The 12,253-nt window shown below is 38.3% G+C and carries 16 protein-coding genes; 5 read left to right on the forward strand and 11 right to left on the reverse strand.

Going from position 1 to position 12,253, the window contains the following annotated elements; genetic code table 11:
• Window positions 1-52: 52 nt before the first annotated feature.
• The 5 genes from COD92_RS29540 to fabL form a co-directional block, all read right to left on the reverse strand.
• Complete coding sequence (locus COD92_RS29540; RefSeq protein WP_098527997.1) at window positions 53-1,822, reverse strand: ABC transporter ATP-binding protein; 1,770 nt, start codon at window positions 1,820-1,822, stop codon at window positions 53-55.
• 92 nt (window positions 1,823-1,914) lie between these two features.
• A complete protein-coding gene (gene ntdP / locus COD92_RS29545) occupies window positions 1,915-2,445 on the reverse strand; it encodes a nucleoside tri-diphosphate phosphatase (protein ID WP_098527996.1) in 531 nt (176 codons plus the stop codon).
• A gap of 193 nt (window positions 2,446-2,638) precedes the next feature.
• Entirely contained in the window at window positions 2,639-2,896 is a 258-nt protein-coding gene (locus tag COD92_RS29550; protein ID WP_098527995.1) for a YgaB family protein, read from the reverse strand.
• Window positions 2,897-3,558: 662 nt separating this feature from the next.
• Complete coding sequence (locus COD92_RS29555) at window positions 3,559-3,888, reverse strand: gamma-type small acid-soluble spore protein (protein WP_098527994.1); 330 nt, start codon at window positions 3,886-3,888, stop codon at window positions 3,559-3,561.
• Window positions 3,889-3,971: 83 nt separating this feature from the next.
• Window positions 3,972-4,721, reverse strand: a complete 750-nt coding sequence (gene fabL / locus COD92_RS29560) for an enoyl-[acyl-carrier-protein] reductase FabL (protein WP_098996793.1) — start codon at window positions 4,719-4,721, stop codon at window positions 3,972-3,974.
• Between the two features lie 142 nt (window positions 4,722-4,863).
• On the opposite strand from fabL, the gene COD92_RS29565 reads away from it, so the two are divergent.
• Window positions 4,864-5,088 (forward strand): hypothetical protein, encoded by a 225-nt coding sequence (locus COD92_RS29565; RefSeq protein WP_098527992.1) that lies wholly within the window; start codon window positions 4,864-4,866, stop codon window positions 5,086-5,088.
• A gap of 84 nt (window positions 5,089-5,172) precedes the next feature.
• Here the strand turns inward: COD92_RS29565 and mutY are convergent, their stop codons facing one another.
• On the reverse strand, window positions 5,173-6,273 hold the full coding sequence (mutY, locus tag COD92_RS29570; protein WP_098996794.1) for an A/G-specific adenine glycosylase: 1,101 nt from the start codon (window positions 6,271-6,273) through the stop codon (window positions 5,173-5,175).
• 193 nt (window positions 6,274-6,466) lie between these two features.
• Here mutY and COD92_RS29575 point away from each other — a divergent pair, with 193 nt between their 5' ends.
• Complete coding sequence (locus COD92_RS29575; protein WP_098996795.1) at window positions 6,467-7,447, forward strand: metal-dependent hydrolase; 981 nt, start codon at window positions 6,467-6,469, stop codon at window positions 7,445-7,447.
• Window positions 7,448-7,477: 30 nt separating this feature from the next.
• Here the strand turns inward: COD92_RS29575 and COD92_RS29580 are convergent, their stop codons facing one another.
• Complete coding sequence (locus COD92_RS29580) at window positions 7,478-7,729, reverse strand: YfhJ family protein (protein WP_098527989.1); 252 nt, start codon at window positions 7,727-7,729, stop codon at window positions 7,478-7,480.
• Between the two features lie 130 nt (window positions 7,730-7,859).
• Here COD92_RS29580 and COD92_RS29585 point away from each other — a divergent pair, with 130 nt between their 5' ends.
• Window positions 7,860-8,039 carry a small, acid-soluble spore protein K gene (locus tag COD92_RS29585; RefSeq protein WP_098527988.1) on the forward strand — a complete coding sequence of 60 codons (180 nt, stop codon included), beginning with the start codon at window positions 7,860-7,862 and terminating at the stop codon, window positions 8,037-8,039.
• A 109-nt stretch (window positions 8,040-8,148) separates the two neighbouring features.
• Here COD92_RS29585 and COD92_RS29590 read toward each other — a convergent pair whose 3' ends face one another.
• Window positions 8,149-8,472, reverse strand: coding sequence for a YfhH family protein (locus COD92_RS29590; RefSeq protein ID WP_098527987.1), 324 nt, complete (start codon window positions 8,470-8,472; stop codon window positions 8,149-8,151).
• Between the two features lie 24 nt (window positions 8,473-8,496).
• Window positions 8,497-9,315 carry a recombination regulator RecX gene (recX, locus tag COD92_RS29595; protein WP_098996796.1) on the reverse strand — a complete coding sequence of 273 codons (819 nt, stop codon included), beginning with the start codon at window positions 9,313-9,315 and terminating at the stop codon, window positions 8,497-8,499.
• 166 nt (window positions 9,316-9,481) lie between these two features.
• Here recX and COD92_RS29600 point away from each other — a divergent pair, with 166 nt between their 5' ends.
• Both COD92_RS29600 and COD92_RS29605 read left to right on the forward strand, forming a co-directional pair.
• A complete protein-coding gene (locus COD92_RS29600) occupies window positions 9,482-9,628 on the forward strand; it encodes a YfhE family protein (RefSeq protein ID WP_480254068.1) in 147 nt (48 codons plus the stop codon).
• Window positions 9,629-9,747: 119 nt separating this feature from the next.
• A complete protein-coding gene (locus COD92_RS29605) occupies window positions 9,748-9,921 on the forward strand; it encodes a YfhD family protein (RefSeq protein ID WP_098527984.1) in 174 nt (57 codons plus the stop codon).
• 46 nt (window positions 9,922-9,967) lie between these two features.
• Here the strand turns inward: COD92_RS29605 and COD92_RS29610 are convergent, their stop codons facing one another.
• Together COD92_RS29610 and COD92_RS29615 are read right to left on the reverse strand one after the other, a co-directional pair.
• Entirely contained in the window at window positions 9,968-10,621 is a 654-nt protein-coding gene (locus tag COD92_RS29610; RefSeq protein ID WP_098527983.1) for a glycosyltransferase, read from the reverse strand.
• Window positions 10,622-10,682: 61 nt separating this feature from the next.
• Window positions 10,683-12,068: a glycosyltransferase family 2 protein gene (locus tag COD92_RS29615; RefSeq protein ID WP_098527982.1), complete on the reverse strand. Its 1,386-nt coding sequence runs from the start codon at window positions 12,066-12,068 to the stop codon at window positions 10,683-10,685.
• Window positions 12,069-12,253: the final 185 nt, after the last annotated feature.

The following is a 12,253-nucleotide window of genomic DNA, read 5'->3' on the forward strand; positions in this document are numbered from 1 at the left end:
TTTATGGGTTACAGTTCAATCATTCTGCTGGGGTTCTTTTCTATTTGTATCCCTAAATAGATACCTGCTCATTCTTACTTTCAAGCTGCTGGACCTGAAATAACTTATAATAATTCCCTTGTTTAGCCATTAGTTCCTCATGAGTCCCAATCTCAACAATTTGACCATGTTCAATCAGAACAATCCGATTGGCATGAGTAATGGTCGATAAGCGATGGGCAACAATAAAGGTGGTCCTATCTTTTGCCAGCTCCTCCAGCGATTCCTGAATAAGATGCTCACTTTCTAAGTCTAAGGCTGATGTGGCTTCGTCAAGAATTAAAATAGGAGGATTTTTTAAAAATACCCTGGCAATCGCAACACGCTGCTTCTGACCACCAGAAAGCTTTACTCCTCGTTCCCCGACCTTGGTGTTGTATCCATCTGACAGGTTTAAGATAAACTCATGGGCATTTGCCGCTTTGGCTGCTAGATACACTTCTTCTTCGGCCGCATTCGGCTTCCCTAATAAAATGTTATCTTTAACGGATTCACTAAATAAGATATTGTCTTGAAAAACAACGCCTATTTTGTCTCTTAGAGTTTGAACCTTAAATTCACGTATATCCACGCCATCTAAAGTAATATTCCCTTTTGTTACATCATAGAAGCGGGGGATGAGACTAACGAGAGTTGACTTTCCTCCTCCACTCATCCCGACGAGTGCAATTGTTTCTCCCTTTTTAACATCTAATTGGATGTCTTTTAGTACCATCTCTTCTGCTGGATCATAAGAAAAGGAAACATGATCAAATGATATATCGCCCTTTACCTCGCTGCAGTCTCGAGCACTTGGCTTGTCAACTATGTCATATTTTTCGTCTAAAAATTCAAATACCCGGTCCATTGATGCAAATGATTGCGTAATCGTCGTAGATGAATTCACTAATCTTCTTAAGGGATTATAAAGTTTATCGATATAGGCAAAAAAAGCGACCATCGTTCCAAGTGACAATTGATGCTCAATTACTAGGTAGGCTGAGTATCCAATCACAATTAAAGGAGCGATATCCGTAATAGTGTTAACAGCTGCAAATGATTTAGCGTTCCAGCTTGTATGCTGCAAGGCTTTTTCTAAAAAATTTTTATTTTGTTTATCAAACTGTGTTTGTTCATATTTCTCTATAGCAAAGCTTTTAATCACTGACATTCCCTGCACTCTTTCGTGCAAATAACTCTGTACCTCCGCTAGCGCTTGTGAACGATTCCTTGTTAATTTTCGAAGGTTACCAAAAAAGTACCGTACCGAAAAAGCATAAAGCGGAAATAACAAGATCGATACCACGGTTAATTTAACATTCATATAAAACATAAAAATGATAGCTATAACGATAGTGGCAATATCAAGCCAAAGATTCATTAATCCGGATATAACGAAGGTCTTCGTCTGCTCAACATCATTAATCATTCGGGAAATAATTTCTCCAGCACGGTTATTTGAAAAATACCGAAAGCTGAGCTTTTGAATATGAGTATACATCTGGTCCCGTATATCATATAGAATTTTACTTGAGGTCCATTGAGCGTAGTACTGTCGGTAATATTCAATCGGCGGTCTTAGGAAGACAAAGACCACAACCATAACACCCAAAATGAGCATAAGTTTATTGACCTTTTCATCATGGGACAGGCCATGATTTCCAACAATATCATCAACCACATACTTTATCAGCATAGGAATAATCAGCGGGATGGAAAATTTAATAATACCAATAATAATCGTCCATATAATTTGTAGACGATACGGCCTCACAAATTGCAGGTATCTGCGAATACTGCTCAAGCAATCCCCTCCCCTTCAACTAAAATGTACAAATTGAACAGATAAGAACCTGTTGCTCTCCGAACAACAGGTTCTTTTAACAACTGAAGTATTTAACGTCTGTAAGTTAAATAACGTTCATACCAAATATCGATAAAATCAGGTGCAAAAGGACCGTTACGTTGACGAATCCATTGAATTAATTTCTCAACATTTCTCTTTAAAATTTTATCGATGACATCGGGATAGTTCATCTCACGACGATGTCGTTCATATTCATCTTCGTCTAGTAAGTTAAAGGTCATATCAGGATACACTTTGATATCGAGATCATAATCAATATACTTTAGTGCTTCACCATCGAATATAAACGGTGAACTAATATTACAGTAATAGTAAATACCGTCTTCCCGGATCATTCCAATTACGTTGAACCAGTATTGTGAGTGGAAATAACAGATTGCCGGTTCTCTTGTAATCCATGTTCTGCCATCTGACTCCGTTACAAGTGTCCGGTCATTTCCGCCAATCACTAAATTCTGAGACCCTTTTAAAACAGTTGTTTCTTCCCAGACGCGATGGATGTGCCCATTGTGTTTATAGCTATGTATTTGCATTGGTTCACCTTCGATGGGTACGACCATTTTCTCCCCTACCTTCATTTGAACGCTTTGAAACCTATTTCATAACCATATAAATAACGACAAAAGGTAACAAAGTAAAATTCCTATTTTTTATTATTATAACGGTTAAGACAAGAATTTAAAACAAAAGAGCCAGAATTCACTGGCTCTTTGTAAAAAATTGTGTATTTTTTCCTTGTTTTTCGTTCAAAAATTACAGTGAAGGGGTTAAATTCATTTCGCGGTAGGAATTAATGACCTCTTCCGTTTGCTTTTCAAAAATTAATTGTATCTCTTTTAGCTCTTGCTTCATGGCCTGAATATCGCTTTGGATGCTCTCTAGATTGGTTGCATTTTGTAATGTCTGGAGCTCTTCCTCAATTTGCTGGCATCGCTCAAGTTCAGCTTGCAGATATAGTAATTTTTCCATTGTCACCATTTGCTCGGAAACTAATCGATTAAAATGATCCATTTCCCTCACCGCCTTATTTTTTAGCTACTATATGTATTCTCGAACAACAGCATTTTCCCTTTGACTTTTTCTGTAGACATACAGGAAGTTTTGTCGAAATAGAAAAGCGGAAGCGCCTTGACCAGGGGCGATATAGGGAGAATTATCGATTGGCAAGCAAAGCTCAGCCAGAGATTAGTCTCCCTTAATGCGTACAGAAAGCGATAGCTTTCTGTAGCCAGGCATAAGACGAGCCGGCGGGAAGGCTGTACTTTAGCCTTTCTGACGGATTGGCTTATGACCCCGAGCCCCTAGGCGCTAGAGCTGGACATTAAGAAAAGCGGAAGTGCCTTGAACAGGGGCGACAGGCATAAGACAAGTCGGCGGAAAGGCTGTACTTTAGCCTTTCTGACGGATTGGCTTATGACCCCGAGCCCCTAGGCACTGGAGCTGGACATTAAGAAAAGCGGAAGTGCCCTGCTCAGCGACGTAAGGGCTGGACTGAGCCGACCAAGATAAAGGAAACACGAAGAGCGAAGCGATTCGATGTTGACTTATCGAAGGGAGGTGAGGGAAGCACTCTAGTCGCTAGGGCACTGAAGCTAGACATTAATCTAAGTTCTATAAGAAAGGAAAGAAGGCACTCTTACGAATAAAGAGTGCCTTCTTTTAAGTATTTTGTATTAGCTTTGGCCGAATTGACCGTTGCCTTGATTCTTACGAGCTTGAGATTGTTGGTTTTGTTGTCTTACTTCTTGAGCATTTGTTTCGCTAGCGAATTCAGTTCCAAATTGGCCAGCAGCTGCTCCAGTAGCGCCTGCTCCTGCAAAACCAGCTGAACCAGCACTTGCAGATTGAGCATTTTGCTTTCTTACTTCTGCAGCACTAGTTTCGCTTGCAAATTCAGTTCCAAAAGAAGAACTGCCTTGTGCAGATTGAGCATTTTGTTGTCTAACTTCCTGGATGTTAGTTCCAGCAGAAGTTTTGTTCGGCTGTTGATTGAAGTTTGCCATTGATATCACCTCCACGAAATTAATATGTCCCGGCTGCGTGGAGAATATCCAAAAAAATTATTTAAAAATAATTTAAATACAATTTAAACGAGTAAAGAAATTCCGCCATCAACAATGATCGTTTGTCCTCTGATCATGCTGGATTCATCTGATAAAAGAAACATAACACTATTAACGATGTCATCAATTTCCACCATTCGTCCTGCCGGGGTTTTTTCCCTCGCTTCTTGCAAAAGTTCTTCCCTATTTGGAAAATGCTTCAAAGCCTCTGTATCCACAGCACCGCCGGAAACAGCATTAACAATGATATTCTTTTGTGCTAACTCAACTGCTAAATACCTGGTTAACGCTTCAAGAGCTGCCTTTGAAACGCCTACTACGGTATAATTTTCTAAATAGCGAATAGAACCCAGGGAACTGATGCTGACTATTTTTCCGCCGCCGTTTCTTTCCATAAGTTTTGCTGCTTCTTGCGCACAAAATAAAAGAGCTTTACTATTGATATTTAACGTCCAATCCCAGTGAGATTCTTCTAATTCCATCACTGGACGTTGTACACCAGAAGCCGCATTATTAACGAAAATATCCAAGCGGCCAAATTCTTGGTCAATTTGGGCAAACATATCTTTTATTTTTGCCACGTCGCCTACATTAGCCTTTATAACTAAAACTTTTCGACCCTTTGCTTCTATTTGTTCCGCAACCTCTAGGGCCGCTCTTTTACTTCGTGCATAGTTAATAACGATATCATACCCTGCTTCTGCTAAGCGAAGGGCTGTTGCCTTGCCAATTCCTCTACTGCTTCCTGTAATCAGTGCTACTTTTTGTGTCATATTTTTATTTCCCTTCTATGTAATTTGTTTTAAGATAAGTCGCCAAACGTTTCACTTTTCTATTTATTTTATCTTTTCCATGAATAGAAGACAATTAATATAAAACACTAAAATCAAATACAAATGAGGGGGGAGTTTAGGGATGTATGTAGGACGGGATATGACAGAGCTTTCAATGATGGCGAAAACGGATTGGAAGAATAGTGAATTAGCCTTTTTTCACCATTCGTTTCAACAAATTGCTCCGTATCTAAATAGTGAAGGTCAAACGATTCATCGAGAAATTATTGAGGAAATTGAACAGCGCGGCGGGATGAAACGTCAGGAAGCCGATTATACTCATGGAACCAAAACTGTGTACGACTAATATAATGAGAAGAGCAGAAGCGCCTTAACCAGGCGCTGAAGCTGGACATTTCCAAAAAGAGGAATAAACGCTTATTGGCAGCGTTTATTCCTCTTGGGAATTCTTATACATTTGGAAGATTTTTTGATAGGAAACTGGGAAAGCATATTCATCCATTTCTTGAATGGAGACAAGCTTCCAATCCTCTTTTTCTAGAAAATCATCAGGAAGTGTCCCTGTATAGACTTTAATATTCCATATCAAATGGGAAAATACGTGTTCTATTTGACCAATAATCCTTTCAAGATGGGCATTTAACTGCAACTCTTGGGTAAATAAAGATACTACCTCTTCCCGCTCATTTTGTAAATTGTGATGTAGCTCAACATTTGGTAATTCCCATAAATTTGCAAGCAAGCCGCTAGCTGGACGCTTATGAATAAGAAATTTACCTTCGGAATTTGTTAGTACCGCAGCAGCAAGTTGAACATTCCGTGTTTTCGTTTTTTTGGTTTTAACAGGCAGCTCTTCTTGTACCCCTTCGAAAAAGGCATGACAGTGCTCCCGTACAGGGCATAATAAACAAGAAGGCGATGTAGGTGTGCAAATTAAGGCACCCAGCTCCATTAAGGCTTGATTAAATGCTGATGGATCATCATGCGAGATTAAATCACGGACTGCTTGTTCAAAAATTTTCCTTGAGGATGATTTAGCTATATCATCCCAAATTGAAAGTATTCGAGAGAGTACTCTCATCACATTTCCATCTACAGCAGGCTCTGGAATCCCATAGGCAATACTTAAAATCGCCCCAGCTGTGTAAGGTCCTACTCCCTTTAGTTCAGAGATTTCCTTCGGTGTATTTGGCACTTCTCCGTTATACTTCTCCCTTACTTCCTTCACTGCGGATTGAAGATTACGCACGCGAGAATAGTAGCCAAGACCTTCCCAAGCTTTAAGTACTTTATCTTCATTAGCTTCAGCCAAGTCATCAATTGTCGGGAACCATTCAATAAATCGATTAAAATATGGGATAACCGTATCTACTCTGGTCTGCTGAAGCATAATTTCTGAAACCCAGACCTTGTAAGGATCCTGGTCCTTCCGCCATGGCAGGTCACGCTGTTCCCTTTTAAACCAGGAAATTAAATCGTTTTGAAATGCATTTATATTGATTTTTTCAGAATTTTCATGTTCAATAATCATAACTTTTGATCCTCCAGATTGTTAAACACCACAAAAAAAGGGAAAATAAATAAGAAAAGCGGAAGCGCCTTGATTAGGGGCTTAGACCTCCGAGTACCTAGGCGCTTCAGCTGGACAATTATCAACATCCATTTATTTACGATAAGCTAAAATCGCTTTTTTGACAAGAATTTATTAAAGGGGGAAAATCCTTTTGGATACTGGAACTCATGTTGTAATGGGTATTGCTTTAGGCGGTCTTGCTACGCTGGATCCGATAGTGGCCGGCAGTCATGCTACCGCAGTAAGTGTCTTAATTGGGACGATTGCAGGCTCACAAATACCAGATATTGACACTGTGTTAAAACTTAGAAATAATGCGATATATATCCGAAATCATCGTGGAGTGACCCATTCCATTCCCGCGGTCATTTTATGGCCGCTCCTTATTATAGCGGTTATCTATCCGTTTTTCTCAGGTGCAAACCTTTTGCATTTGTGGGCTTGGACATTCGCCGCAGTGTTTATCCATGTTTTTGTCGACATTTTTAATGCCTATGGGACACAAGCCCTTAGACCCTTCTCTTCTAAATGGGTAGCCCTCGGAGTCATAAATACTTTTGATCCAATTATTTTCGCTATTCATATTATCGGCATATTTATTTGGATGCTCGGGGCAAAGCCAGGAGTAACCTTTCTAATTATGTATGCTGTAATCATCCTATACTACGTTCGGAGATACTTAGCGAAAAATAGTGTCTTGCATGAAGTAAAAAAACTAATTCCAGACGCCACAGAAGTGATAATTGCACCAACAATGCGGTTTCATCAATGGAGAATTGCCGCCATGAATAAGGAGCAGTTTTTTGTAGGGAAATCTGTTAATAAGCAGGTTGAAATCTTAGACCGGTTTATCCGAGTCCCTGTTCCAAATACGCCTGTAATCGAAGCTGCTAAAAAGGATAAAAATCTGTCAGCATTCTTGTCATTCTCTCCCGTCTATCGATGGGAAGTTGATGAATATACTGACTTTTATGAAGTCCGGTTTATTGATTTACGTTATCGAAGTAATGGCCACTATCCGTTTGTAGCTGTTGTTCAATTAGATTGTGATCTTAAGCCAATCAGTTCTTATACGGGATGGGTATTTAGTGAGAAGAAATTACGGAAGAAGTTAAGTATTATCCCCAGTTGAGAAGGGCTAACTCAGGTAGCCCTTCTTTTCTTATTGAATCAAGAATTTTTTATATTTAGGATTTGTTGCGACAAACTCGTGAAGTTTGTCTCCATAATTTTCAATCCACTGAGTAACAATCCGTTCTGCCATTTCACTGCCTTTGTATTCCCAGCCAGCTCTTGCATAGGAGGTTTCAAAATCATCCCATAATAACTCCACCCATGTACGCGCTTGTTCGTAGCTTAGCTGTCCGTTTTTAACCATTAACAACTTAATTAATCTTTCATGGTATTCATTCATTAACGACACCTCTTTTACCATTTTCTTATAAAATAACCTGCAATCAATAAGCCAATACTAACAGTACGTGGTTAGCACTTTGAATATAATGCTTTTCACGTTTTTCTCATTCCCTAACTGGAGGTACAGCATGAGAAATAAGGCCACTAATTTTCCAAATCAAAATGATAACAAACTTGAGGGAGAACCGCGCGCTAAAGCAGAATATGCTTCCACAAGAGCAGACGGCAGCATCAATACTCACCCGCAAGAACGCATGCGGGCTTCCGGCGAGCGCGATGACGAATCACCGCAAGCTGTCTGGAAATAAAGAAGAGCTACAGCACCTTTAAATGACGCTGTAGCTTGCCAAATTCTCAACTGACAAACCAGAGATATGCCTCTGGTTTGTCTTATAAGTCTTCTTTCCACGTGTTGTTTTATTTTAACGGTGTTAAAACCGAAATAGGCAGTGCCTCTTCCTTACCGTCGCTTTTTAAGCGGTAGCCCCAAGCAAAAACCCCATTCATATAATCAATTTTAAAATATTGTCCGGGATCTCCTTCAATTTGATAAATTTCACCAGGTTTAAACGAATCAGGGTCCATCATATATGCTCGTGCCATTTGGACTTTTCTTTCTAGGACAGCAAATTCATTCACCATTCCCATTTGCTCAGCCTTTCTTGCTTTTTCCTTTAGCTCTGCAATTTCTTGCCGTAATTCAAACTCAGTCATATCACTGTAGCGTTTATCCTGTTGCATGCATAATCCACTTCCCTTAACTCTTTATTTTTCATCTTTCTCAGATATAAAACGCTCAATTAAATCCATTGTAAAGCCTTTACGGTATAGTGCTTGTTTTATTTTTTGCTGATACTCAAACCCCTCAAGATGAGAAAACTTCCTTTGGACCTTCTCCCCTTGAAATCTAACAGCTTCCATTTCTTCATCTTCACCCTGTTTCGGTACCTCTGTCTCATTAAGAGCAAAGTTTATCACTTCATAGGAGTACCCTTTTCTTAACAGGAGCTGTTCAAGCTTTTGTTGTTGGACCTTAAGAGAGACCTTGGCATTTTTTTGAAAAAATTTTCCCGAAATTTTAATTGCCTTTTCCATCTGCTGCTCAAGCGAAAATTCCTCAAGCGCCTGGATAAGAATTCCCTCTGTCACTCCTTTTTCCTTTAAGTCCTTTTTAATTACATTAGGACCTTTATCTGTTGTATTTGCTTGCGTCCTGACGTAAGCTACAGCATAATCTTGATCATTAATATAATGTTGAGTGGTTAACTTATGAATAACCTCTTTAATAATAGGCTCGTCCACTTCTTTTTGAACAAGGTAATCCACGATTTCCTTTTCCGACCTCATTCTTCTAGCCAAATAATTTATAGCCATACTATAAGCCTTGCGGATGTCATCTTGGAATTGTATTTCTAAGAAGGAAAAGTCATCGAGCTCCATTCCCTTTTTAAGTTTAAATTTAATTAATACATCACTGTCGACACTAAAAGCAAATTCCTCACCTTTACCTTTGCCATAATCCATAAATACGTTAAACCGGTCTTGGTTCTTCTGCTGTGTGGTGATTTTTGTAATAATGGCCATATCCTTCACCTCAAAATTACTTTACCATACTGAAGAAGTATTTTTTTAAAATATATTGCAAAAAACCGTATCTTTTTTTTCTAAAAGGTAAAAATGGAAATAAGTACATATTAAGTTTTATGATTTTGCACTTAGGCTTTCAGTTTTAACAAAAAGGTTGAAAGGAATGAGCACAATGGGTGAAAAGAAAAAGAAGGACAGTAGAGGCGGAGGAAAATATTCTTTAACAAGCATGCAAGAGGTCCGCTATCAGCGTGATTTTAAGATGGCTGACCGTGCGGCTGGTTTTACAGACAAAAAGACTCGCATCTAGGAAAACATTCACAGATTGAGAATAAAATTTTTCCATTAATGGACTCCTTTCAGAATGTAAAAACTATCTTTGAGAGCATTTGCTGCTCTCTTTAGTTTAATTTGAAAGGGGTTTTTTTCATGGGTCGCGCACAAGGACAAAAGCACAATAAAGGGTCACTTCCACAAGTTCCTAAAAACTTAAAAACAGATGGAAAAGATGTCGAGTATTCTACAGAGTTAGCAGATCACGCTGATCTTGAGGCACAGGCACGCGCTAATGCTGCTAATCAACGTGTGAAAAATCGAAAGTAAAATGACCTCTTAATTAAAAAATAGAGAAGCAGGGCTGCCCTGCTTCTTAAATTAAAGATTGCTTATTGGATACTAGCGATTGAAAATCATCCATATTTCCAACTAGGTCCCCCCAACCCATTAGGTCGTCATCATCAATCTTCCAAGTATGGTTTTCTGAGTCCTGCCGTATAACTGCAAAATCAAAACGATCGGTTGAAAAGATGTTAAAATCTAATTTTTTACATTGTTCAATAAAAAAGTAATCCTCAGCACGATTTACTTTTTCAAAACGGATATAATAAAATACATTTTTTCTAAACATTAGGGTTGCACCTGCTACTGTATCAGACATAGCATTTTCCGCTCCCTGAACATGAATAAGTGCTTTTTTATTTTTAAAATATATATAAATCGAGTTTTTACCAACAATCGAGATATTTGGATCCTCAAAGACCAACAGTGCATTTTTAATATAATCAGGTCCGTAATAATCATCATCGTCAAATTTAGCTATAATATCATAGCTGGAGTTCAAAACCCCAAAATTTAAACAGTCGCCTAAAGTGGCATTTTCATACAATTGAAACACTTGGACATTCGGATAGTTCTTTGCTTTTTCAATCCATCGATCAATGTCCATTGAATCTTTATTCAAAACAATAATTAATTCCTTTTCTTTCCATGTTTGTTGCTGATAGTTATTAAAAATATTATCCATGCATTCATCTCTTATTGTACAAGTAATAATGGAAACCACTTTTTCACTCCTCTCATTTGGTTTATGAGTTTATCACCATCGCCAAAAACTTGATTAAATTCGGATAGCTTTTAAGAGTTTCTATTTGTTTCATATCGTTTTTAAGACTTTCTCTAGCCTTTGTACTAAAGCCTGCAGCACCTAAGATATTAATATGACGAATATCGACTTCTAGCATAAGAATAATGGTCTCAAGGATAGCAATGAATTTTTCTCTGAAGTGTTGAAACTGTTCTGGATTTGTTTGCAGAAGCAGTTTATATTCCTTTAAAACATTATTCATAGTTAGTATATCTGTCATTCTAGCAAGCTCTAACGCTAAAATTAACACATCTACTTCATGGTGTTTTAAACAGAACAAACCAAAGTTTCCTACGGCCTCTTTCCACTTTCCTTCCCCAACAGGATGCTCCTGGTGGTATGTGGTCAATTTATTGCTTACTATATATTTTGCACCCATTTGATGTAATCTGTATCCCAACTCCCAATCCTCATAACCATAATGGTAAAACTCTTCATCAAACATCCCGGCCTGAGTTATAAGCTCCTTCCGTATGGACATATTCCCTGTTAGTAATGCCATCCATGGAAACATGAACCCTTCTAATTTTTCGTTGAAATTACTGATGATTTCTTGATACCATGGGTACGCACTATACGATATTTCTTTGAAGGTTCCCTGAACTATATCGTCTTTTTCGATCAGTGGATATGACGTTTCAAGAGGAAATTTACAATCTTGGATTCTCTCATATATTTTTTGATTCTTTTTTGCTAGGTTTTCGAGCGTTTTCATGATTTGGTCGGAGAATTCAGGAAAAATACAAGAATATAGCGCTTTTGCATACATTGCCCCTGTTACAATAAGATTTTGGGAATTCTGGTGATAGTTAAAGTGATTCGCGACAAAGTCAGGTTCAGTAATCATCTCTGCATCAAGGAAAATAAGAATACTCCCCCTTGCAGCTTGTATGCCTAAATTTCTAACCCTAGCTCTACCGAGTTTTTGTGTGTTGTGAATATAATTAAATTGAAAGGGAGGATGGTAGTTTTTTAATGCTTCTTCTGTTTGATCAGTAGATGCATCGTTAATAAAGATTACTTCCATCTTTTTAGTGTTAAAGGTTTGATACTCGAGGGAGTAAAGGGTAAATAAATTTAGTGGATACTTATTTTGTGATGGAATGATAATACTGACTTCAATCTCATGATTCGTATCATCCTGTGAGATTTTACTTGCAACTTTTTCTGAAATTTGCTCAGTATCGTTTTTTCGTTTTCTTATACTTTCTGACCACTTAAATTCGCCGCCCCAGCTTTTTTCACCAGTGCCGTCTCTGAATCTTTGCTGTTCCAAGGAATCAGAGAACAATGGATTACTTCTATTCGTTATAGACTTTGCTGTCATACGGACCTCTTCACTTCCTTTTAGATTATACTAGTCCATTTGGTCTTTATAGGATATGAGGGACAATCGTATCTGACTAAACTATTACCTAATTTAATGGTTTCTGTGCACTTTTTTATTGTCATTGAATGTAAAAAGTAAGAAAAGCGCAAGCGCCTTGGTCAGCCCCGATATAGGGCGACTTG

Source organism: Bacillus sp. AFS037270 (genome assembly GCF_002585305.1).

Coding starts and splice junctions, on each gene's coding strand:
- ntdP (WP_098527996.1), bottom strand. CDS start 2,445: ATGGTCGTACCCATCGAAGGTGAACCAATGCAAATACATAGCTATAAA.
- COD92_RS29550 (WP_098527995.1), bottom strand. CDS start 2,896: ATGGATCATTTTAATCGATTAGTTTCCGAGCAAATGGTGACAATGGAA.
- COD92_RS29555 (WP_098527994.1), bottom strand. CDS start 3,888: ATGGCAAACTTCAATCAACAGCCGAACAAAACTTCTGCTGGAACTAAC.
- fabL (WP_098996793.1), bottom strand. CDS start 4,721: ATGACACAAAAAGTAGCACTGATTACAGGAAGCAGTAGAGGAATTGGC.
- COD92_RS29565 (WP_098527992.1), top strand. CDS start 4,864: ATGTATGTAGGACGGGATATGACAGAGCTTTCAATGATGGCGAAAACG.
- mutY (WP_098996794.1), bottom strand. CDS start 6,273: ATGATTATTGAACATGAAAATTCTGAAAAAATCAATATAAATGCATTT.
- COD92_RS29580 (WP_098527989.1), bottom strand. CDS start 7,729: ATGAATGAATACCATGAAAGATTAATTAAGTTGTTAATGGTTAAAAAC.
- COD92_RS29585 (WP_098527988.1), top strand. CDS start 7,860: ATGAGAAATAAGGCCACTAATTTTCCAAATCAAAATGATAACAAACTT.
- COD92_RS29590 (WP_098527987.1), bottom strand. CDS start 8,472: ATGCAACAGGATAAACGCTACAGTGATATGACTGAGTTTGAATTACGG.
- recX (WP_098996796.1), bottom strand. CDS start 9,315: ATGGCCATTATTACAAAAATCACCACACAGCAGAAGAACCAAGACCGG.
- COD92_RS29600 (WP_480254068.1), top strand. CDS start 9,482: ATGAGCACAATGGGTGAAAAGAAAAAGAAGGACAGTAGAGGCGGAGGA.
- COD92_RS29605 (WP_098527984.1), top strand. CDS start 9,748: ATGGGTCGCGCACAAGGACAAAAGCACAATAAAGGGTCACTTCCACAA.
- COD92_RS29610 (WP_098527983.1), bottom strand. CDS start 10,621: ATGGATAATATTTTTAATAACTATCAGCAACAAACATGGAAAGAAAAG.
- COD92_RS29615 (WP_098527982.1), bottom strand. CDS start 12,068: ATGACAGCAAAGTCTATAACGAATAGAAGTAATCCATTGTTCTCTGAT.